At 42.7% G+C, this 22,012-nt stretch carries 18 protein-coding genes and 1 pseudogene; 6 read left to right on the top strand and 13 right to left on the bottom strand.

The window, feature by feature from the left end; translation table 11 throughout:
- Positions 1-26: 26 nt before the first annotated feature.
- The 4 genes and pseudogenes from ACNURT_RS05805 to ACNURT_RS05790 all read right to left on the bottom strand — a co-directional run bounded on the left by ACNURT_RS05805 (position 27) and on the right by ACNURT_RS05790 (position 2,418).
- Entirely contained in the window at positions 27-317 is a 291-nt protein-coding gene (locus tag ACNURT_RS05805) for a hypothetical protein (protein ID WP_419700932.1), read from the bottom strand.
- Positions 317-973, bottom strand: coding sequence for a hypothetical protein (locus ACNURT_RS05800; RefSeq protein ID WP_419700931.1), 657 nt, complete (start codon positions 971-973; stop codon positions 317-319). Before ACNURT_RS05800 ends, ACNURT_RS05805 begins: the two co-directional genes overlap by 1 nt.
- 205 nt (positions 974-1,178) lie before the next feature.
- Positions 1,179-1,358 (bottom strand): annotated as a pseudogene (locus tag ACNURT_RS05795) (DUF1810 family protein); the annotation flags it as partial.
- A gap of 151 nt (positions 1,359-1,509) precedes the next feature.
- Positions 1,510-2,418 (bottom strand): serine hydrolase, encoded by a 909-nt coding sequence (locus ACNURT_RS05790; RefSeq protein WP_419700930.1) that lies wholly within the window; start codon positions 2,416-2,418, stop codon positions 1,510-1,512.
- 233 nt (positions 2,419-2,651) lie between these two features.
- Here ACNURT_RS05790 and lpxK point away from each other — a divergent pair, with 233 nt between their 5' ends.
- The 3 genes from lpxK to ACNURT_RS05775 all read left to right on the top strand — a co-directional run bounded on the left by lpxK (position 2,652) and on the right by ACNURT_RS05775 (position 6,745).
- Complete coding sequence (gene lpxK, locus ACNURT_RS05785; RefSeq protein ID WP_419700929.1) at positions 2,652-3,716, top strand: tetraacyldisaccharide 4'-kinase; 1,065 nt, start codon at positions 2,652-2,654, stop codon at positions 3,714-3,716.
- A complete protein-coding gene (locus ACNURT_RS05780) occupies positions 3,679-4,494 on the top strand; it encodes a purine-nucleoside phosphorylase (protein WP_419700928.1) in 816 nt (271 codons plus the stop codon). Before lpxK ends, ACNURT_RS05780 begins: the two co-directional genes overlap by 38 nt.
- Before the next feature lie 184 nt (positions 4,495-4,678).
- On the top strand, positions 4,679-6,745 hold the full coding sequence (locus tag ACNURT_RS05775) for a putative porin (protein WP_419700927.1): 2,067 nt from the start codon (positions 4,679-4,681) through the stop codon (positions 6,743-6,745).
- Positions 6,746-6,845: 100 nt separating this feature from the next.
- Here ACNURT_RS05775 and ACNURT_RS05770 read toward each other — a convergent pair whose 3' ends face one another.
- Positions 6,846-8,027, bottom strand: coding sequence for an asparagine synthetase B (locus ACNURT_RS05770; protein WP_419702113.1), 1,182 nt, complete (start codon positions 8,025-8,027; stop codon positions 6,846-6,848).
- A gap of 289 nt (positions 8,028-8,316) precedes the next feature.
- Here ACNURT_RS05770 and ACNURT_RS05765 point away from each other — a divergent pair, with 289 nt between their 5' ends.
- A complete protein-coding gene (locus tag ACNURT_RS05765) occupies positions 8,317-8,754 on the top strand; it encodes a peptidylprolyl isomerase (protein ID WP_370998955.1) in 438 nt (145 codons plus the stop codon).
- 98 nt (positions 8,755-8,852) lie between these two features.
- Positions 8,853-9,371, top strand: a complete 519-nt coding sequence (locus ACNURT_RS05760; protein WP_419700926.1) for a DUF5606 domain-containing protein — start codon at positions 8,853-8,855, stop codon at positions 9,369-9,371.
- Positions 9,372-9,506: 135 nt separating this feature from the next.
- On the opposite strand, the gene ACNURT_RS05755 is transcribed toward ACNURT_RS05760, so the two are convergent.
- The 4 genes from ACNURT_RS05755 to rlmH form a co-directional block, all read right to left on the bottom strand.
- Positions 9,507-9,920: a Dabb family protein gene (locus ACNURT_RS05755; protein WP_370998952.1), complete on the bottom strand. Its 414-nt coding sequence runs from the start codon at positions 9,918-9,920 to the stop codon at positions 9,507-9,509.
- A 34-nt stretch (positions 9,921-9,954) separates the two neighbouring features.
- A complete protein-coding gene (locus ACNURT_RS05750) occupies positions 9,955-10,428 on the bottom strand; it encodes a hypothetical protein (RefSeq protein WP_419700925.1) in 474 nt (157 codons plus the stop codon).
- Between the two features lie 3 nt (positions 10,429-10,431).
- Positions 10,432-11,358: a cation diffusion facilitator family transporter gene (locus ACNURT_RS05745; RefSeq protein WP_419700924.1), complete on the bottom strand. Its 927-nt coding sequence runs from the start codon at positions 11,356-11,358 to the stop codon at positions 10,432-10,434.
- A gap of 190 nt (positions 11,359-11,548) precedes the next feature.
- A complete protein-coding gene (gene rlmH, locus ACNURT_RS05740) occupies positions 11,549-12,022 on the bottom strand; it encodes a 23S rRNA (pseudouridine(1915)-N(3))-methyltransferase RlmH (protein WP_419700923.1) in 474 nt (157 codons plus the stop codon).
- A 161-nt stretch (positions 12,023-12,183) separates the two neighbouring features.
- On the opposite strand from rlmH, the gene ACNURT_RS05735 reads away from it, so the two are divergent.
- A complete protein-coding gene (locus ACNURT_RS05735; RefSeq protein WP_419700922.1) occupies positions 12,184-13,992 on the top strand; it encodes a MutS-related protein in 1,809 nt (602 codons plus the stop codon).
- A gap of 641 nt (positions 13,993-14,633) precedes the next feature.
- On the opposite strand, the gene tnpA is transcribed toward ACNURT_RS05735, so the two are convergent.
- From tnpA to leuS, 4 genes are all read right to left on the bottom strand, one after another.
- Positions 14,634-15,074: an IS200/IS605 family transposase gene (tnpA, locus tag ACNURT_RS05730; RefSeq protein WP_419700921.1), complete on the bottom strand. Its 441-nt coding sequence runs from the start codon at positions 15,072-15,074 to the stop codon at positions 14,634-14,636.
- Positions 15,075-15,227: 153 nt separating this feature from the next.
- Positions 15,228-17,762 carry a TonB-dependent receptor domain-containing protein gene (locus ACNURT_RS05725; protein ID WP_419700920.1) on the bottom strand — a complete coding sequence of 845 codons (2,535 nt, stop codon included), beginning with the start codon at positions 17,760-17,762 and terminating at the stop codon, positions 15,228-15,230.
- Positions 17,763-17,922: 160 nt separating this feature from the next.
- Complete coding sequence (locus tag ACNURT_RS05720) at positions 17,923-18,879, bottom strand: acyltransferase family protein (protein ID WP_419700919.1); 957 nt, start codon at positions 18,877-18,879, stop codon at positions 17,923-17,925.
- Between the two features lie 161 nt (positions 18,880-19,040).
- On the bottom strand, positions 19,041-21,881 hold the full coding sequence (gene leuS / locus ACNURT_RS05715; protein ID WP_419700918.1) for a leucine--tRNA ligase: 2,841 nt from the start codon (positions 21,879-21,881) through the stop codon (positions 19,041-19,043).
- Positions 21,882-22,012 lie beyond the last annotated feature (131 nt).

Here is a 22,012-nt window from a genome sequence, read left to right as displayed (position 1 = left end):
TGGTTAGTATGATTTAAAAAGTTGTTCTATTGTTTTGACCACCTTTCAGGGTGGCTTTTTTTATGCAACAGATATTTTAAAAATTCCAATATGGCCTGCCGCTGGCACCGACTGCGGTCTGAACCCTCGAAAGCTTTAGTTCGGGGTAATGAAGGACACTCCATTTCACTCCGTATCAGTGGATTGTTGCGCAGGAATTGGAACCGGGTGCCCATCAAGGCCTCCGGTTCCAGTTTTAATAAACCGACTAACAGTCGACGGCCCGTTATATTCTGCAGCAGCCATAAGGGCGTGGGTTCTATTTCCTGGATGTTCATTATTGAGTTTTTTGGTTAGCGTTGATCAGGCCGTCTTTAATCATTTGCGTTTCAATGGCCTTGATATAGCCTTTCAGAAAGCTATCCAGGTTTGTGGGATCATAAGTTTTTGACTGGGCTGCCCAGATCAGTTCTTCGGTCTTCGCGTCATAGAGGTTTGTTTCTAAATAATAAACCTTTTGCTGGTCATAATAACCAGGAGCATAGATATATGGACTCCAATTGCTGTAATAGTTCCAAAAACGGTGGTAATACCCAAAACGCAAGCCCGGATTATAGTAGGCCCCACCCGGTATATAGCGGCTTTCAGTTTCCTTACGCAACAGGGCTATGGTCAGAATACCATCAGCGCCGGTTTTCTGTATCTTGCTCAACACGAGTTCCCGTTTGGCGCCAGTTTGCGTACTAAAGCTTGGCGGAAATACATCTACGCTTTTTTCAATGGTTAAACCCTTTTCGCGGAGTTGCTGCTCGAGTCCGTTCTCTACCGCTTGCTTAACCGGGATATTGCTTGTCATCGCCGCTACAAAAATATTTTGGTAGCCGTTGGCAGTGGCGTTGTCCTTACGCCAGGAACCGGTGATCATTGTAGTGGTACCGCAGGCGGTCAGCAGACCGGCCAGCAACAAAAAGATGGCTTGTTCTTTTATTTTCATGGCTGATGTTATCATATAAAAGAATAACAAGGTGTTAGGTGCTTACGGTTTTCAGTATTTTCAGAACGGGTAGTTTACCCCGAACTACGTATTTTCACTACCTGCAAATCGCATAATGACAGGACTATTCCGAACTTTTACTTTTCATGCTTGTTGTTTCAATAATTCCAGCGTGCGAGCGTCCCGCTGGCGGTTATAAAATTTATCAATCACCCTGACGAATAATAGGATAGGCTGCCGGTACGGCTTCGAACAGCGTCATAGAAGAACGGAGTTTCAAGTCGTCAAGGGCTCCAAAAATGGCATGTGCATCATTGGTTTGTAATTGCAGCAGTGTCTCGCAAATCTCGATCACCCTGCTACCAAGTTCTTGGTCAAGCAGATAATACGTCGCTTCGGGATTGGGCTACACTCCCTATCTGGGTTTTGCTGCCGAATTTCGCAATATATTTCATCAAGGGTTATCTCTTGTAAAGACTGACGCTCCTGGAGAAAGCGAGACTTAAGATTTTCAACCGTGACTTTCGGCTTAACGATTATTCATTCTTCATATACTTATCTATCCCTTCGGCGGGCTTCCAATCGCTGCCTGGTTCAAAGTAGTGCCATAGCAGGGCCGATACTTTTTTGATGAGCACGCTGGCTTCATTGTCGGGCACCCAGCGCTGATCGGTGTTATGATTGGTCATGATAGAAAATACATAATCGCCGTGAGGAGCGCTCACCAGCACGGTTTCTGATTTAGCGGCATCAACAGCCCCCTGTTTAGATATGGTTTGCACATAAGGCGGTATTTGCGACAGGGCTTTTTCGTCCCAATAAATACGTGCCATATTACGGCTCATACGCTCGCTGGCGGCAGCGCTAACCGCCTTACCCTGCCTGATCATGGTGAACAGACGGCACATTTCAAACGGTGTGCTTACACCCCAGCCATAAATACCACGAATGGCTTCACGGCCGGGCACACGGGAGTTTACACGCATTACCTTAAATCCGTTTTGCTGCAGCCAATTATTGATATACTCGCCGCCTATCAGCTTTTGCAACCAGGTACTTGCCGTATTATCGCTCATAGTGATCATGAGCAGGGCTACTTTGCTGAGCTGTATAGTATCCTTATCTTTAAAGGAACCCAAGATATCTTCTCCCTTATACAAGAGCGAATCGCGGTAAACTAACTTCTGGTTGTATTGCAGCTCGCCTTTTTCAATTTTATCCATCAAACCGCATTGAATACTCACCTTGATCATACTGGCCGTCGGGAACAGGGTATCGGCATTAATGGCCGCCGTTTTGCCTGTTTTAAGGCTTTGTACATAGATGCCTACCTGGCCGTGAAATCCCTTCACCGCGTCGGTGAGTTGTTGTGTAAGCTTATGGTCGGTTTGGGCGAAGGCAGAGGATTTAATGGCGAGTAAAAGTATAAGTAGTTTGAACTTCATTGGAAATAATGGTTGGAACACTAAGTTATAAAAATGGGCTCAAAAATATTTAGATTTGTTTTTTTGATACTATTGGGATAAATGAATAAAAATGTCACCGCGTACAAGGGAAAGGCCTGTCATCCTGAGCTTGTCGAAGGATCGTGCGGAGAGGCCTGCCCGCCATGCTTCGACAAGCTCAGCATGACACTCGTTTTTTCAAGTTCCCAAATCACGTCGACATTTATCTACCTATGATATACCTCCGCTGGCTTTTATTTCCCTTCTCGTTGCTGTATGGCCTGGTGGTGGTTGTCCGTAATTGGTTTTATAATACGGGGTTATTTAAGAGCAGGGTGTTTAACATTCCCGTGATCGCGGTAGGCAACCTGGATGTAGGTGGCGCGGGTAAAAGCCCGATGACTGAATATTTGATCCGTTTACTGAAAGGGAATTATAAACTGGCCACCTTAAGCCGGGGCTACGGTCGTAAAACAAAAGGGTTCCTACTGGCAAATAGTCCGGCAGATGCTGTAATGATAGGCGATGAACCGGCACAATTCAAAAACAAATTCCCTAACGTTACCGTGGCCGTAGCCGAAAAACGGGTAGAAGGCATTGAACAATTACAGACATCACATGATCTCATTATTCTGGATGATGCCTACCAGCACCGGGCCGTGAAACCGGGATTCAGCATTTTACTTTTTGACTATAACCGGGTTAATGAACCACGCTTGCTATTACCCGCCGGCAACCTGCGCGAACCTTTTACAGGGCGCAAACGTGCCGATATTTTGGTGATCAGTAAATGCCCTGCAACGCTGGATTCAGAACAACAGGCAGCTGTTATCATGCGGATAAATCCACTACCACATCAGGCCGTATTTTTTACATCGATAAGCTATTTACCTTTGCAGGATCTGGCCGGGAAGGCTACCAATACCATGACGGATGATGCTACAACAGTATTCCTGCTTACGGGAATAGCCAATGCCCATCCTTTACTGGAGCATCTAAAAAAGCAAACACCGCACATCATCCATCATAAATATCCCGATCATCACCAGTTTAGCTTAAAAAATATCAGTAAACTTGCCGATGATTTTGTGGCCTGCACTGCACAAAAAAAACTGATCATCACAACAGAAAAGGACGCACAGCGTTTAGGGGAACAGGATCTGCAGCAGGTGGTGAAAAAACTTAATATTTTGGTATTGCCCATTGGTGTTGAGTTTTTAAATAACCAACAAAAACAGTTTGATAAATTAGTAACAGATTATGTTAGAAAATATTCAAAGCACAGCCCAATACATTAAAAGCCGCATTGGCGATTTTGAACCTGAAATAGGTATTATTTTAGGTACTGGTCTTGGCGGCTTGGTAAAAGAAATAGAGGTCGAAAAACAATTGATGTACTCCAACATCCCCGATTTTCCGATCTCCACGCTGGAATTTCACTCCGGAAAATTAATTTTTGGCACACTGGCCGGTAAAAAGGTTGTGGCCATGCAGGGCCGTTTGCACTATTACGAAGGCTATAGCATGCAGCAGATCACTTTCCCGGTAAGGGTGATGAAGTACCTGGGTATTAAATCGTTGTTTGTATCCAATGCCAGCGGGTCGCTTAATCCAAAATTTAAAAAAGGCGAACTGATGATCATTGCCGATCATATTAACCTGCAGCCGCAAAACCCATTGGTGGGGCGTAATGATAATGAACTGGGACCACGTTTTCCGGATATGAGTCAGCCTTATCAGCGTACATTGATTGATAAAGCATTAACAATAGCCAAAGCAAACAATATTATTTGCCATAAAGGAGTTTATGTAGCTGTTACCGGGCCAAATCTGGAAACCAAGGCAGAATACAAGTATTTACAAATTATTGGTGGCGATGCCGTTGGCATGAGTACCGTGCCCGAAGTTATAGTGGCAAACCACATGGGTTTGCCCGTATTCGCGATATCGGTATTAACCGACGAAGGTTTTACTGATGTGCTTGAACCGGTAGTTGTTGAAGATATTATAAAAATTGCCGAAGAAGCAGAACCTAAACTAACATTAATACTTAAAGAGCTGATAGCTGGTAGTTAGAAACCAGGTCCAAGAGGCAAGATATTAGAGTCAAGAAAAGAGTTTCAAAGTGAATAAATCCTGTAAAAGAAAATATTTCGGCAAGCCATTACAGCACCATAGTTTAAATGAGCGCGCTTTTATCTTGACTCCTGACTCTAACATCCTGACTCTTGAGCGACGTAAGCCATTTAAATATATTTTATTGTTCCTGCTGTTCATATCGGCACATAGCGCTTTTGCGCAATATAACCAAACCGGCCGGCAACGTCCCTTACCTACCCGGGATACACTCAAACAAACCAGGCAGGTGAGTGATGACGAATTACTGGACAGCCTGCGTAAAAAGGAAGAGAATAAGCACGATTCTGTAATTTACAATTCAAAATTCATCCGCGTAACCAACGAGCAGTTGCTTAACGACAGTACCCAAACATTTGCTATTGATACCGGTATAAGCCGTTTTGAAAACTACAGCCCGCTGCTTGATCCCCGCAATCCACGCATACACCTGGGCTATACCGGGGTTTCGCAAAGAAGCCTGCTGTTTGAGCCTGTTAAAACTATTGGTTTTGACATGGGCCTGCATGCTCTGGACATTTACACCATTCAACCACAGGATATTAATTATTATAATACGCGGGTAGCCTACTCCAACCTGTCGCTTTTCAATGGTTTTGGCAGTTCGGCAGAGCAGCTATTTAAGGTGATCCATACCCAAAACATTAAGCCCAACTGGAACGTTGGTTTTAATTTAAATTTTAATGGCTCCAAAGGCTATTATAGTAGCAGCAGTGTATTGGGGCAAAACGTAAGCGGTTTAAACGCGGCTATATTTACCTGGTACGAGTCGAAAAGCAAACGTTATAACCTGCTGGCAAATGCCACGTTTAACAACCTGAAAGCCCCTGAAACCGGATCAATATTGACCGATTCTGTTTTCACCAGCGCTAAAGGCACCGTATTTTTTAAAGCAAACGCTCCTGTCCGTTTACCCAACAGTTACGAAAACTGGAACGATAAGGGCATATACATTAAGCAGTTTTACTACCTGGGCCGTATTGATAGCCTAAATAAGGGTAAGGAAAACTCCAAGGTTTTACCTACACAGCGCGTGGCACATACGCTGAACATCAAAAATGGCAGGTATAACTATATCGAGAGCGGTGTTGATACCTATAACGTATTCCCCGATTATTATTACAGCAATAACCGGTCGCGCGATTCTACGGTATACACACACATTCAGAATGAGTTTTCATACAGTTTTTATCTGCGCAGTAAATCAGTCAAGTTTGTTAAAAACGAGCTGAAGCTGGACCTTGGGCTGGTGCACGATTTTTGGCATTACGCCCAATTTGTAAGTGATACCGCATTGAACCAATATGGTGCTAAATATATACGCCAGGACAAGGTACAAAATACCACTTTCCAGGATATTACCCTTAAAGCGAAACTGGGCTACCGTTTTAGTGACCGCATAGGCTTGGATGCCGATTTCAGACAGATTGTGCAGGGGCGCGACTTTGGTAATTATTTGTACGATGCCAAACTTAATCTTGCCGGAGGTGGCCGCGTGGGTAAAGTAGTTTTAGAGGCTTATACTCAAAATAGTTCGCCGCCGCTGGTATATACCAACTGGATATCCAATCATTATATTTTTCATAACGATTTCAGCAATCAAAAAACTACCAGTTTATCTTTCAACTATATCAATGCTCCTTTAAAGTTTGATGTAAAGGTGGAATATTTCCTTATATCTAACTACCTGTATTTTACCGCGCAGGATGGCGGCAACGATGCGCATCCAACGCAATTAAGCAGCGATATCAACTTATTGAAAGTAAGCGTTGGTAAAAGTTTAAAATGGCGCAGCCTGCATTTTGATAACTATATAGTTTATCAAAAAACCGACTACCAGTCAACTCTTCGTACGCCCGAGGTATATACTTACAGCAACCTGTACCTCACCAAAACATTTTTCAATGTATTGCAATCGGCTTTTGGGATAAATGTGCGTTATAATTCGGAATATGTGGCACCTTCGTACGCGGTTGGTTTGGGTCAGTTTTATAACGGGCCAAATGTTACTTTTTCATCTTACCCGATTGCATCGGTATATTTCAAAGCTACGTTGCAGCGCACTAATTTATTCCTGATGTATGATTATGCCAACCAGGGTCTGTCAAGCAAGGGATATTATACCGTGAACCGATATCCGCAACAGGACCGCCTCCTCAAATTCGGCGTAAGCTGGACGTTTTATAATTGAGATGCGGGGAGCGGGTTGCGAGGTCCGGAGGAATTGAGGCTTGTATTATAATATTCTTCTGAATACACGAACCCCGAAACCCGAAACAGGGCCCTATACATCACGTTTTCTGTTTCTTCTTTTTGGCTGCCGGAAACAATACGTTGTTGAGTATAAGCCGGTAACCTGGCGAATTAGGGTGTAGTTTCAGATCGGTTGGCGGGTCGCCTACGGCATGTTGATAATCCTCAGGATCATGACCACCGTAAAATGTCCATTGCCCCTTGCCGTATTCGCCATGTATGTAACGGGCTTCGTTAGCCGTTTTCATTTCGCCCATAATGGTTACTCCGGGCTTCAGCATGCTTTTGTTAAAGGCTGTGGTCAATCCCATAAAACCCTTAATCACTTTGTCATGATCCTGTGTGAGCATGCTGGGTACCACATCCCATTTGGCTGAAAAATCAAACAGCGTAAAAAAATCACGGGTGCGCTCTACCTGGCGGCTGCCGGTTACATCAATATTACTAAACTGGTGCGATACGGGATTCATATCCAGCGTAAAGTTCTGAAAAGCGAAAGTTTGGGTAAAATCAAGTTTCGACTGCGCATCCGGATCGGCCGGATCACCATCAAACATGCTTTCGCAGATATCAGTATTCGCAGCAGCCAGGGCAATGTCAAAAGTATCGGTACCAGAGCACATCGCGAACAGGAAGCCGCCACCAGCGCAAAAATCACGGATGTTTTTGGCAACCGCCAGTTTCATTTTGGATACTTTTTTAAACCCTAATTTATGGGCCAGTTCCTCCTGGCCTTTTATATCGTCGGTATACCATTGGGCAAATCTATAGGCTCCGTAAAATTTACTGTACTGCCCGGTAAAATCCTCATGATGCAGGTGCAGCCAATCGTACTTAGGCAAGTCGCCGCGAATTACTTCTTCATCATAAACCACATCATATGGTATTTCTGCATATTTGAGCACCAGGGTAACAGCATCATCCCAGGGGAGTTTGTTCTTAGGCGAATACACAGCCATTTTGGGCGCCTTTTCCAGCTTGATCACATCCATATTAACCGACGGGTCGCTTACCTCGGTCAATATCTCGTTTACCTTGGCATCGGCCAGTACCTGGTAGCTTACCCCGCGTACTTTACATTCCTCTTCTATCTTCTGATCGTACTTCATCATAAAGCTGCCGCCGCGATAGTTCAGCAGCCAATCCACTTCCTCACCATTCTTCAAAGTCCAGAAAGCGATACCGTACGATTTGAGGTGATCTTTCTGCTCATCATCCATCGGGAGCAGGATTGATGCGGCTTTAGAAAAGATAGGTGCCAAAAGCAGAAAGCAGAAAGCAAAAAGCTTTGCCAGGGAAAGGCGAGAGTTATATTGATCAATTTTATGGGTCACTAATCTGTAATTATGTATGTAGATGTATTCAAATGTAACGAATAAACGCTTAATGTATTACCGTATATCAATGATGATATAAAAAGCTTTAAGCCTTAAGCTTTTCGCTTTAAGCCTTTTCCCTTTCACCTCAAAATTATTACCTTTGCCAACTGTTTTCCAAAAAACAAATAAAATGAGCAAAGCGATTATCAAAACCGAAAAGGGCGATATGACTGTTGAGTTTTTCGACAAAGATGCCCCAAATACTGTTGCTAACTTTCAAAAATTAGCGAAATCAAAATTTTATGACAACGTGACCTTTCACCGCGTTATCCCAAACTTTGTAATTCAGGGCGGCGACCCAACCGGTACCGGTGCAGGTGGCTCTGATCAAAAAATTGATTGCGAACTAACAGGCGATAACCAATATCATGACCGTGGCGTGCTTTCAATGGCTCATGCTGGTCGTAATACCGGCAGTTCACAGTTTTTCATTTGCCACAGCCGCGATAATACGGCTCACTTAGACCGCAACCACACCGTTTTTGGTAAAGTGATTGAAAATGTTGAAGTAGTTGACGCTATCCGTCAGGGCGACAAAATTTTAACCATCGAAGTAATAGAAGACTAAGTGAATAGTGAGTGGTTGATTAAGTTGACTGGTTTTAAATTTCTAAAACAGATCAACTACTTAACTCAATCAACTGCTCACTTAATCAACCAAAATATATGAATTTACAAGGAATTGTAGCCGTATCCGGCAAACCGGGTTTATGGAAAGCCCTGGCGCAAAACAAAAATGGTTATGTGCTGGAAAGCCTTGATGCGCTAAAAACCAAACTGGTAGCCAACCTGTCGACTGCTAAATTAGCGGCGCTGAGTGAGATCACCATTTTTGGGGTTGATGACGATATTAAGCTGACTGATGTATTTGAGCAGATGAAAAGTGCTGCCAGCATCCCCGACGCCAAAGCCGACGGTAAAAAATTAAGGGAGTTCTTTTTTGAAGTAGCCCCAGATCATGACGAAGAGAAAGTTTATGCTTCGGACATGAAAAAAATAATATCATGGTATCAACTGTTAAAAGATCTGCCACTTTTTAACGAGCCAGATCCAGCCCTTGCTCCAGCAGAAGACGCTGCTGCTCCGGTTGTTAAAACCCCGGTTGCTGTTGAAGAGGTTGCCGAATCAGCATCTGGCGCGGCACCTAAAGCAAAAGCTAAAAAAGCCACTAAAAAAGCCGAATAACTTCGGCTTTTTTATTCACAATACTTTCAATATCCATCACGTCATTGCGAGGTATGAAGTAATCTCTAAGCTATAGAGAGCGACTCTGTAAGTAAGAGATTGCTTCGTACCTCGCAATGACGTATTTTTTTATGTTTATGCATCCACAGCATCATACACAATAACCTTTTCCCAAAGGTGACTACAGTTTTTGATAAACTCCAGATGTATAGGATGACTTTGGTAAGTGGCTTGTCCGGCCAGGTCGCTGAAGAACATGAGTTCGGATACCGCCCAGCTGTTATCCACCACGTCGCGCTTTTCGGTGCTGGCTACAACGCCTACTTTGAGTTTTTTGATGGTTTCTATTTTGGCTAAGGTTTTTACACCGGCTACTAATTTATCACGATCTTCTATTGAACCTGGGTTTTTAAGCCAGAAAAATACATGGTGAACTACCGGAAATTCGTCTTTTTGATAATCTGATGATGGCATGGCTGATGCTGCTATGGTTCCGGCTGCCAAAGCAGCCGTGGTGGTTATAAATTTGCGTCTGTTTGATGTGCTCATGGTAGTTTAAATAATGGTCTTAAATTAATAAGAATTATTTACTTAGCTGACATGAGATATCGTCCATATTATCCAATAATTTATTTTTCATAAACAGAACTCTTTTTTCCAAGCGTTCAGCCAATTCCAATGTAGGTTCTGCATTAAATGGATAACAATCAACTACCGGGATTCCTTTTTTAACTTGATCAATCCAATCCTGGGCCAGATTAATATAATCCTCAACTACATGTTTTGTTGTTTTTGGCCCATAAACATCCAGGTACATGGGTGGAAAATCCCCAACCATCATCCATAAAAAGTTGTCCTCGCTACTTTGTGTATTTATGATCTCGAAAAGAAAAATGCAGAGCACTCCCCCCAGATTAGTATAAAGAAAACTGTTCTTTATTTCCTGACACCATTTAAAACCAAGCAGATAGTTTTCGGCTTCCTTATGCATTACATCGAGCTCCTGATAAAAATCTATATCAGCAGTAATATTTTTATAGTTGACCGGATAACTCATTCCTTACAAACATTCCGGCTGTTTGCACTTTTCGTCGGCAAACTCGGGTTCAAAGGTGCTGTGGTTAATATCGAGGTGTTCCAGGCGGTGGCGCAAGTCGTGTTTGATGTTGTCAAAATCGGCCATGGACTCGGGTTTGATCACCAGGTGGGCGGTCAGCGCGTTTTCGGTGGTGCTCAGGGCCCATACGTGCATGTGGTGTACGTCAACAACACCTTTGCTTTTCATCAGTTCGGCTTTGATCTTTCCCAGGTCCATTTCGGCAGGTACACCATCCATTTCCAGGCGCAGGCTGTCTTTAAGCAGGCTCCAGGTACCACGTAGTATCACAATACCTATAATTACGCTCACTACACTATCGATCCAATAGATCTTTGTAAAATAGATAATTAAACCAGATACCACTACACCAAATGAAACTATGGCATCAACAGCCATGTGCAGATAGGCGCCTTTTACGTTCAAATCTTTATCCTTATCCTTTACAAAAAGCCACGCAGTAAAACCATTAATAGCAATACCGATAAAAGCCACCCAGGCCATGGTACCGCCGGATACTACTTCGGGGTTCATAAAGCGAACCACTGCTTCGTAAAGGATAAAACCTACCGCTACAAACAGGATTAACGCGTTAAAAAATGATACAATAATGGTTGATCGCTTGTAGCCATAAGTATATTTACTATTGGCACTCACTTTAGTGAGCTTAAAGGCCAGCAGGGCCAGCGCCAATGAGGCTACGTCGCTCAGGTTATGACCAGCATCGGTTAATAACGATAAGGAATGTGTTGTTAAACCGGCTATTACCTCAACTACTATAAAAATGGAATTTAATAGTATACCGACAATAAACGCGGTATTCAAATGATCGAGCTTGGGGGCATGGTCATGATGATGACCTGCGTGTGAATGATCGTGACCTGCTGACATTTAACAAAGATAGGCTTTTTGATGTGCAGATATGCAAATTCCAGATGTGCAAATTGTAGTCTTAATCAGAAGTTCACAATTGAAACAAGATGTGCAGATGTCTGAACCACGATTCACAGGGTTAAAGGATTACCAAGACTTTTTAATAATCTTTAAATCCCAAAATCCTATGATCACGGTTCAGACAAATTTACTCGTGATGATAGGGCTCACCTTTAATAATGGTATAGGCCCGGTAAAGCTGTTCCACAAAAAACAGGCGGACCATCTGGTGCGAGAAGGTCATGCGTGACAGGGATACTTTATCATTCGCACGTTGATAAACGGATTGATCAAAACCGTAAGGACCGCCGATAACAAATATCATATTGGCCGACGAGCTGATCTCTTTTTTATTGATATAAGCAGCAAACTGGGTTGATGAATATTCAATGCCTTTTTCGTCAAGCAATATTAGGTGGTCAAGCGGGGTGACTTTTTTGAGTATCAGTTCAGCTTCTTTAGCCTTCTGCTGTTCGGCGCTCAGGGCTTTGGTATTTTTCAGTTCGTTAATTTCAACCAATTCCAGTTTGGCGTAATGCTTCAGGCGCTTTACATATTTGTCGATACCCTCTTTTAAATAAGCATCTTCTGTTTTACCAACGGTTAAAAAAGTGATCTTCATATATTGAACAAATAAACGTTTAGCCTCACCCTGCCCACTCCAAAAGAGAGGGTTCACAAAAGTCCTTTGGCCTTGCTGTTTAGGGGAGGCTAAATAATTCCCAAATAAACGTTTATTTAAAATATATGTGTTTATTTAGCCACAATTTTTTAACAGCAATTATGCAACAGGATATTATAAATGATTATCAGCAACGTGCGGCAGCAGCCGGCGAGGAAGCCGGTAAATACAAAAAACTGGCCAACACCTACTCTCTGCTCCGGCTCAGTATCTTCGCGCTTATTGTAGTGGCTATTTATATTGCTGTACAGTTTGATAATTTTAGTATTGTAGCCGGTGCATTTGTAGTACTTGTTTTCGCTTTTGCCTGGCTGGTATCAAGACAAAGCAAATATGAGCGCCAGAAACAATATTTTGAGGACCTGCAAAAGGTGAACCTGAACGAGATTGACAACATACTAACCCATGCCAATATTTATAACGATGGGGCCCGGTTTGCTAACGAAAAGCATTATTATACATCTGATCTTGATATTTTTGGTAATGCCTCCCTTTACCAACTGGTAAACCGCACGGCTACTTCAACCGGCAACAATAAGCTGGAACAGTGGTTTGATAAGCCATCTGCAAAGGAGGCTATCCTTTCGCGGCAAACTGCAGTACAGGAGGTCGCCGCAAAAAACAACTGGAAACTGGATATCCAGACCCGGCTACTATTCGCTTTAAAGCAAGACGCTAATCAACTACCCAACCTTTTCAAATATCTGTACCTATCGCTGAACATGCCGGGCGAAAAATGGCTCGATCGCTACACCAGGATAGCACCTTACCTGTTCACCGGATTGTTGATACTGGCCTGGTTTTTCCCAGTGATAAAACTGGTACCTATTTTGGTGGGCCTCGTCAATATGAGCCTGGTTTTTTCTAAAGCTGCGTATATCCAAAAGGCCGATCTGATAGCGGGCAAAATAGGTAATACCCTGGCCAATTATGCCGACGTTTTTGAACGTATTGAAGAGGAGAAATGGCAGGCGGCTTATAATACCGATCTGGCCCAACAGCTCAAAACCGGGCAAACATCCAACAAAATAAAAGAACTGGCCTCATTGATCAATAAGCTAAATTACCATCTGAATATGATCATCGCCTTTGTGCTTAATCTGTTTTTTTTGTGGGATATACGCCAGGTAATAGCCATTGAGAACTGGAAACGTCAGAATAATCAAAGCCTCGAAGCTGCTTTTGAAGTAATAGCCGAGTTTGAGGCGCTGCTCAGTTTAGCGGGATTAGCTATTAATTACCCGGAATGGAATTTCCCGGAAATTGATGACAGATCAGGATATACGCTGACAGCACAGGGATTGGCCCATCCGCTTATTGATGCCACCAAGCGTATTGAAAACGATTATGAACTAGATGATGCCCTTAAGATAGATATTATCACCGGATCAAATATGGCGGGCAAGAGCACCTTTTTGCGTACCATCGGTATTAATACCATACTGGCTCTTTGCGGGGCGCCTGTATGTGCCAAAAGCATGCAGGTATCGGTCATTACCATTATCAGCTATATGCGCATTAAAGATTCATTGAATGAAAGCACATCCACCTTTAAAGCCGAACTTGACCGCCTGCAAATGTTGCTGTCCGCGGTACAAAATGAGCCCAAGATATTTTTCCTGATAGATGAGATGCTTAGAGGCACCAACTCGGTTGATAAATACCTGGGCTCAAAAGCCGTAATTGAACAGCTGATAGCCAAAAAAGCGGTAGGCATGGTAGCCACTCATGATCTGCAGATTGCCCAACTGGAAACCAAATATCCCGATTACGTACGCAATTTTTATTTTGACATACAGGTTAAAGACGGCGAAATGCTGTTTGATTATAAGATAAAACACGGTGAATGCAAAACCTTTAACGCCTCGCTGCTACTGAAACAGATCGGTATTAATGTAGAAGCTCATTGAGGGGATTAAAGATTATTGGAACAAGGAACAAAGACTTTTGATAAAAAACATGTTGTTGCGAAGCACTAAGCAAAAACTCCTCCTTTGGCCGCTGTATGGACACATCTCAAAAACAACCGACAGGATAATATACTCCGTTAGAAGCTACTTGTTTGTAGCCCTTAAATTTATACTCTTGCCTCATAGAATAATGTCATTATTTAAGGATACTCCGTAGGAGTAAAAGCTTTGTAGCAAATAAAAAACACGCATTAAGCATGCCGTAGGTATGCAACCAGGGTACAGTACCTACGGCACTGAATGGGAACCGTTTTTTTCTACAAAGCTTTAACCCCATCGGGTTTGCAAAATCCCTTAAATAATGACATTGCTCCATGAGGTTACCCAATAGCAAATGCGATTATCTGCTAATTAGAGGTTACTTATGGAGCAAGCTTGTTTTTTGATTTGATCTGCTACAAACAGGTAGCTCCTAACGGAGCATAGCAACTTGTGTACACATGGTAACTTTTTTAGAGGGGATTGGGTAAAGCTTTTGCTTCGTACCTCAATGACGGACGGATTATATATTATTAGATAATATAGTAAACAACCCCCACCTGAGGTGGGGGCTTTTGCTTTACCCCTGAAGGGGACATTCATTAAAATAGTTTCAGATCTGTTGAGCCATCTTCTTTCCGATCTTCATCCTCCTGATATTTTACATAGCGCTTGATCCGTTCTTCGTCAACTCCTACTGTGCTCACAAAATATCCCCTACTCCAAAAATGATTCCCCCAGTAAGGTTTTTTTCGTAACGTCGGATAACTCTTGAACATCATCATCGCCGTCTTACCTTTGAGTATCCCCATAAACTCGCTTACACTCATCTTCGGCGCTATACTACACACTAAATGCACATGATCTGGCATGATATTCATCTCTAATATTTCTACATCTTTCCATGCACAGAGCGAACGTATCTTATCATCAAGGGCATCTGCTACAATATCACGCAAAACCCGGAAACGGTATTTCGGTGTCCAAACAATGTGATAGACACAATAGTAAAAGCTATGTGATAATTTTTTATACTTCGTCACTATGCTAAGTTACGAAAACCGGCTTAGCCTTTGACCATGACCTACCGCCATAGGCGGTGGTTTTTTAGGTCAATAAAAAGCTCCCGGTCATATGACCGGGAGCTTTTTTTCTTGTCTTGATTCTTGACGCTTACATCTTGATTCTGAAACGACTTATCTGCCGCCCGGACCGCCCTGGCCACCGGTCTGGTCACCTTGTTTCTGGTCGTCGTTATTAACACCTTTTTTCTGATTAGGGTTGCTGAAGGTAGTTTTACCAAAGCTATAGCTAAACGTTAAACCAAAAGAGCGGAATGGAAATGCCGTTGAACTGGTTTGGGTAAATGTTGGGCTGCTGATATTTTGGTCAAAATGTTTATCGCGGGCAAATGGCTGTACAGTATTAAAGCCAACAGCCAGTTTTTTATTCATGAACTGTTTTTTAACACCAAACGCGTAGATACCAAAGGCAGGGTTTGTACCCTGTATAGTTCTGCGTGCCGAGTTATTAAATCCGAACAGCTCCACCAGGAAGTTATGTTCAAACTGGTAAGAAGCGCTGGCAAATGCGGTGTATTGAAAATAAGTACCCACTTTTGAAGCGCTGCCGGCAAACTGATCAAATATAGTTGGGCTATAAGTATAGGCATTGATGCTTGCCCTTATTGTTAAAGCTTTTACCGGGTTTACCGATCCAAAGAAACTGGCGCCAAATGAATTATTACGCCCAACGTTACGGTAAGTGGTACGTGTACCTCTAACGGTATCACCGCTGATCACTTCAGTAGCTGGCAAACCTTCGGCAATGCCCTCTATCAGATTGTTGGTTCTTTTATAATAAACCGAAAAGTTCAGCACAGACGATTTGATAAAAGTATTATATCCTAACTCAATAGTTTGCGATACCTCTGGTGCCAGATTAGGGTTACCTACGCTTTGGTTTTGTATGTTACTGCGGTTAATGAACGGATTCAGGAACTGCAGACTTGGCCTTTGTATACGTTTGCTGTATGATAATTTAAGCGTTTGGTTGCCAAATTGTTTTTGGATAGTTAAGCTCGGGATATAAGTGGTATAGCTGGAGCTAAACGGCTGTAAATTCTGGAATAGATTGCTGTTAGCATCCTGAAAAGGATTTCGCGGGTCGCCTTTAATACGGGTATTTTCAACACGGCCACCTGCCAGTATCGACCAGCTTTTAGGTAGTGTAAAAGTTAACACGGTATAACCGGCATATACATTTTGTGTATAATCATACAGATTTGAGTTCAGTGAGTCGCGCACCGCCCCATTTCCCTGATCATCAGTATTGAATATATCATAGTTACTGTTGATACGACGCTGAATAGTTTTACCACCCGCTTCTATCTTCAACACCTTATTTACCGGTAGGGTATAATCTGCCTGGAAGGTATACTCATTATTTTTACCATTGTTATCACCGGTTTGGCTCGGATTCTGTGCAGTAAATAAATTGGTATAATCTGTTGTAATATTACTATGGCTCCACTGTCCGGATACAGTTAACTCCTCACCTTCCTTTTTAAACTTGTGTGTATAATCCAAACTCCAGTCAAAACCACCAAAATGGTTATGTGACATGCTTGTGCTTGTATATTGTAGAATGGAACCGTTATCGATATTATTAACACCGCTACCATCAATATTAAAACCACCGTCATTAAGCCTGAAGGTAGAGTTAATACTATTAAACGCGTTAAATTCATAGCCTGCTGTAACAGAACCTATAGCCCCGTGCCTTTTAATCCGGCTGGTTGACTTGTTATAGTTATGTGTCAGTTGATTACCGTTATCATCTTTCAATACTTGATCAAAGTCAGTGATAGAAGTTTGCGGCCAGGTTAAGTTACCGCCCGCATTGATACCTAAGCTAAAGCGATTCTTATTATAGTTGAGGTTCATGTTACCGTTATTCTGACGTGTACCCACCCCTCCGCTTATGGAGCCACTTATGCCCGATACATTTTTTTGTTTGGTGATGATGTTAATGATACCGCCAGAACCTTCGGCATCATACTTAGCCGACGGAGAGGTTACTACCTCGATACTTTTTATCTGATCGGCAGGGATGGTTTTCAACACATCTGATAAACTGGCCGATGTAGCGCCCGATGGTTTACCGTTGATTAATACACGTACATTTTGGTCACCACGTACCGATACGTTACCGTTGATGTCAACCGCAACCATAGGTACTTTCTGCAATACATCTGTAGCATTACCACCGGCTGAGGTAAGATCTTTTTCGGCATTGTAAACAATTTTATCAATCTTGTTTTCGATAAGCGGAGCCTGACCAACTACGTTAACCTGTGCAAGGGCATGAGAACCTGGAGACAAAAGCACGCTGCCCACTTTATTATCCGGCTTTGATGCAGTAGTAACTACCGGATCAATGGTTTTTGCCGGGTAACCGATAAATGATATTACCAATTTATAACTACCGGGTTTAATATTATCCAGTTTAAAGTTACCTTTTTCGTCGGTTACCACCCCGGTAATCGGCGATTTACCACCACTTCGGTATAAACCTACGGTAGTGTAATCCATTGGTTTTTTGGTAATTGAGTCGATCACCGTACCCGATATCCGGCCTGTGGTTGTCGGCCCGCTCCCTCCTACACCAAACTGGGCTTTCGCCGAAAGTGCAAAACAAAAAAGTGCTATAAGTATGTAAAAACGTTTCATTTCTAAGTATTTTCGTAATTGGAGGCGAAAATAGATTAAATGTTACACCCTAAACTTTTATTTTTTTAGGAAAATAGCAATTGTCATGTATATGTTACACTAAGGATATATTAACATTGTGTAACCTTAGCATTATTCTTTGTAATACTTATTCTGAAAGTTAGTCCTCACTAATAGGAGTATAGCTTATCCGTTTTGATAATTTAAAGAAAGGTTTTTCAATTACTAAATAGAACAGGTATGCAAATAAGATACTCACCACAATACCTGTTAAAAACTCCAGGCCTTTAAAAAGTACGTTTTTAGGAAGTTTAGTACCCATAAAAACCACCAGGCGACTGCCTACAATATCATGGGTAAGATATAATGAAAAGGAGATCTTTGAAAAAAAGCTGACCATAGCATAGCTTTTTAAAGGCGCCGCCAATAGTAACAGAGTAACCGATGCCATACCAGCCGGTAACCAGCCTACCGTATAAATACAACAGAGGAATATCAAAACGCCCAGAAACAACGCTATATTAATGTCGGTAATCTTTTTCAGATACAGGTAATATAATATGCCTAAACCAAATACCGGGAAAACACCTAACAGCAAACTGCCCGGGATCTTTACAAATATGGGAACGATACATAATATTAGTAATAACCAGGGGCCATATTTAGACTTGAGCCACGGAAAACATAAGGCCACAAAAAGATAAAACTGAAATTCTACGCCTAACGTCCAATATACCGGGCTCAGATAGGGTTTCTCTAAAAACGAGTTGAGATAGGCAAAATGGCAAATAATATTCAACCAATCGGGCTTGTAATGGCTCAGCACAATAAAATTCATCATGATAACCAGTCCGATAGAAATGATGTAAGGAGGTTCGATACGGGTAATACGTTTGCCAATGAAACGGCCGCCCATCTTCCAGGTATAATCTGCAGGGATAGACCAGCATATAACAAAGCCCGACAGCAGAAAAAACATATGCACCCCCAGCCAGCCATATTTTAAAACCGGCAGTGCTTTACCCCCTAAATGGAACAGTGCTACGGCCAAAGAAGCGATAGCCCGGATATAATCTACTTGTTGAATGTGCTTTTTGGAGGTATCCCGTTCAATCATATTTTACTGAAAGGTATAAAAGCCTATTGATACTAAGAAAAAACAGGAGGACAAATAATATCGAATGACAAATTCCGAATATCCAACACCGAAATTCGAAACTTCAATGTTCGGCATTGGATATTCAGTGTTGGATATTAATAGGTTGGGATTTCTGGGGCTTAAACCACCATATTCACTATCCTGCCTTTTACTACGATCACTTTTTTAGGAGCTTTTCCGTCCAGGTACCGTTGTACATCGGCATTGGCTAAAACAAACTCTTCAATAGCTTTTGGCTCCAGGCTTAGTGATATATTCAAGTTCATTTTTGTTTTACCGTTGATAGAGATCGGGTAAGCAAACTCATCCTCAACCAGGTAAGCGCTATTGAATTTTGGATACGGCGCGTATGACAAGCTACCAGCGGGGTTACCTAACAAGGTCCACAATTCTTCACAAATATGCGGAGCATAAGATGACAGCACGATCACCATATCCTGCAGGATGGCCCGGTTGTTACATTTCAGATCGGTTAGTTCATTAACCGCGATCATAAAGCTGGAAACCGAGGTATTGAATGAGAAACGCTCCACATCTTCTTCTACCTTACGGATGATCTTGTGCAACGATTTCAACTCGGCTTTGCTCGGCTCTGCATCACTTACGCTAAATTCCCAGGCATCATTATGAAACAAACGCCAGAATTTACGCAGGAATTTGAACACCCCTTCGATACCGTTGGTATTCCATGGTTTACTCTGCTCCAACGGACCAAGGAACATTTCGTACATACGCAGAGTGTCGGCGCCATAACGCTGGGCTATATCATCTGGGTTTACCACGTTATAATAACGCTTTGACATTTTTTCTACTTCAACCCCGCAAATGTATTTGCCATTTTCCAGAATAAATTCAGCATCAGCAAACTCGGGGCGCCACTCTTTAAACTTGTTCAGGTTCAGTACCTCATTCTCTACAATATTCACATCCACATGTAATGGCGAAGTTTTGTACTCTTTAATCAAACCGTGAGATACAAAAGTATTAGTTCCGCGACCTTCCTCATCAATCAATCTATAAACAAAGTTACTGCGCCCCTGTATCATCCCTTGATTAATGAGCTTTTTAAACGGCTCTTCCTCAATCACCAGGTCAAGATCTTTTAAAAATTTGTTCCAGAAACGGCTGTATAACAAGTGTCCCGTAGCATGTTCGCTGCCACCAATATACAAATCAACATCTTTCCAATAAGCAATAGCTTCCTTGGATGCAAACTCTTTGTCATTATGCGCATCCATATAGCGGTACCAGTACCAGCTGCTACCAGCCCAGCCCGGCATGGTGCTTAGTTCATAAGCGTAGCCAGCCTCATCTTGATTCTTGTCTCTTGATTCCTGACTCTTATAGCTCCAACCTTCGGCGCGACCCAATGGCGGTTCGCCGGTTTCGGTAGGCAGGTATTTATCAACCTCGGGTAATAGTAATGGTAAATGCTTCTCTTCAATTAAATGAGGCAGGCCATCTTTAAAATAAACCGGTACTGGTTCGCCCCAGTAACGCTGACGGCCAAATATGGCATCCCGCATCCTGAAGTTTACTTTAGCCTTGCCGGCACCAATGGCTTCCAGCTTAGCAATCACCGCGGCCGTTGCTTCTTTGTAAGCCAGTCCGTTCATAAAGTCGGAGTTGATATACTTGCCCTCTTTGGTGGGATCAGCTTCGGTTTCAATATTTTGTATGTCGATAATAGGTACTATCGGCAGGTTAAAATGTTTGGCAAATAAATAATCACGCTGATCTCCCGATGGTACAGCCATTACAGCACCTGTACCGTATCCGGCCAATACATAATCCGCTATCCAGATCGGGATCCTTTCATTATTCAGTGGGTTCAGCACATAGCTACCTGTAAAGGCGCCCGATACCGTTTTGGCATCAGCCATCCTGTCCAACTCCGATTTCTTTTTGGTTTGGGCGATGTAGGCATCGATATCCACCTTTTGCTCAGGCGTAGTTAACGAAGCCACCAACTCATGCTCGGGCGCGATCACCAAAAAGGTAACCCCAAAAATGGTATCAACCCGGGTGGTGAAAACTTCAATGAATTCGTGAGTAGTGAGTGATGAGTGGTGAGTAGTTTTCTCAATCGGAAATTTGACACTTGCACCGGTGCTTTTGCCTATCCAGTTGCGCTGCATTTCTTTCAGTGGTTCGGGCCAGTCAATGGTGTCCAATCCTTGCAACAGGCGTTCGGCATAAGCGGTAATACGCATGCTCCACTGCATCATTTTCTTTTGCTCTACAGGATAACCACCACGCTCGCTAAAACCGTCCTTCACTTCATCATTGGCCAAAACAGTACCTAAAGCGGCGCACCAATTCACGGTGCTTTCGCGCAAATAGGTCAGGCGGTATTTTAACAGTTCATTTTGCTGTTCGCGGTTGCTTAAGGCTTTCCATTCTTCAGCGGTAAAAGTCAAAACTTCTTCGTCACATACGGCATTAATACCGGCAGAGCCTTTTTGCTCAAAATGTGCTGCCAGTTTGGTAATGGATTCGGCCTTGTCTGCATCCTTATTATACCAGGAGTTGAACAGCTGCATAAAGATCCACTGCGTCCATTTGTAATAATCGGGCGAACTGGTACGCACTTCCCGGCTCCAGTCAAACGAAAAACCGATTTGATCCAGCTGGCGGCGATAGGTGGCAATATTATCTGCAGTGGTAATAGCGGGGTGCTGCCCGGTTTGTATAGCATACTGCTCGGCCGGTAAACCGAAGCTGTCATACCCCATAGGATGCAGCACATTAAAACCTTTTAAACGTTTGTAACGTGCAAAAATATCAGAGGCAATATAACCCAGCGGATGGCCCACATGCAGCCCCGCGCCTGATGGGTAGGGGAACATATCCAGCACATAATACTTAGGTTTGGCGCTTTTATCTTCAGCTTTAAAGGTTCCGTTCTGGGCCCAAAACTGCTGCCACTTTTGCTCTATATCTTTAAATTGATAGTCCATTTTATTGTTTACACGTATGAGGTTGCGAAATTAAGAAAATACCTATTAGTTTGGTAGTATATTGATGCTTTGTTTGTTATGTTCCACGGATAATATTATCAAATTGATCTATTCATGTCTGTTTATCCCCA

The organism is Mucilaginibacter sp. NFX135 (assembly GCF_048565145.1).
Taxonomy (GTDB): domain Bacteria; phylum Bacteroidota; class Bacteroidia; order Sphingobacteriales; family Sphingobacteriaceae; genus Mucilaginibacter.
Note: the sequence above shows the minus strand (reverse complement) of the source record. Positions and strands in the feature narration are given on the sequence as shown.

What these genes read in the sequence shown, in the direction of transcription:
- ACNURT_RS05805 (WP_419700932.1), bottom strand. Translation starts at nt 317, where the DNA reads ATGAACATCCAGGAAATAGAACCCACGCCCTTATGGCTGCTGCAGAAT.
- ACNURT_RS05800 (WP_419700931.1), bottom strand. Translation starts at nt 973, where the DNA reads ATGAAAATAAAAGAACAAGCCATCTTTTTGTTGCTGGCCGGTCTGCTG.
- ACNURT_RS05790 (WP_419700930.1), bottom strand. Translation starts at nt 2,418, where the DNA reads ATGAAGTTCAAACTACTTATACTTTTACTCGCCATTAAATCCTCTGCC.
- lpxK (WP_419700929.1), top strand. Translation starts at nt 2,652, where the DNA reads ATGATATACCTCCGCTGGCTTTTATTTCCCTTCTCGTTGCTGTATGGC.
- ACNURT_RS05780 (WP_419700928.1), top strand. Translation starts at nt 3,679, where the DNA reads ATGTTAGAAAATATTCAAAGCACAGCCCAATACATTAAAAGCCGCATT.
- ACNURT_RS05770 (WP_419702113.1), bottom strand. Translation starts at nt 8,027, where the DNA reads ATGGATGATGAGCAGAAAGATCACCTCAAATCGTACGGTATCGCTTTC.
- ACNURT_RS05765 (WP_370998955.1), top strand. Translation starts at nt 8,317, where the DNA reads ATGAGCAAAGCGATTATCAAAACCGAAAAGGGCGATATGACTGTTGAG.
- ACNURT_RS05760 (WP_419700926.1), top strand. Translation starts at nt 8,853, where the DNA reads ATGAATTTACAAGGAATTGTAGCCGTATCCGGCAAACCGGGTTTATGG.
- ACNURT_RS05755 (WP_370998952.1), bottom strand. Translation starts at nt 9,920, where the DNA reads ATGAGCACATCAAACAGACGCAAATTTATAACCACCACGGCTGCTTTG.
- ACNURT_RS05750 (WP_419700925.1), bottom strand. Translation starts at nt 10,428, where the DNA reads ATGAGTTATCCGGTCAACTATAAAAATATTACTGCTGATATAGATTTT.
- ACNURT_RS05745 (WP_419700924.1), bottom strand. Translation starts at nt 11,358, where the DNA reads ATGTCAGCAGGTCACGATCATTCACACGCAGGTCATCATCATGACCAT.
- rlmH (WP_419700923.1), bottom strand. Translation starts at nt 12,022, where the DNA reads ATGAAGATCACTTTTTTAACCGTTGGTAAAACAGAAGATGCTTATTTA.
- ACNURT_RS05735 (WP_419700922.1), top strand. Translation starts at nt 12,184, where the DNA reads ATGCAACAGGATATTATAAATGATTATCAGCAACGTGCGGCAGCAGCC.
- ACNURT_RS05725 (WP_419700920.1), bottom strand. Translation starts at nt 17,762, where the DNA reads ATGAAACGTTTTTACATACTTATAGCACTTTTTTGTTTTGCACTTTCG.
- ACNURT_RS05720 (WP_419700919.1), bottom strand. Translation starts at nt 18,879, where the DNA reads ATGATTGAACGGGATACCTCCAAAAAGCACATTCAACAAGTAGATTAT.
- leuS (WP_419700918.1), bottom strand. Translation starts at nt 21,881, where the DNA reads ATGGACTATCAATTTAAAGATATAGAGCAAAAGTGGCAGCAGTTTTGG.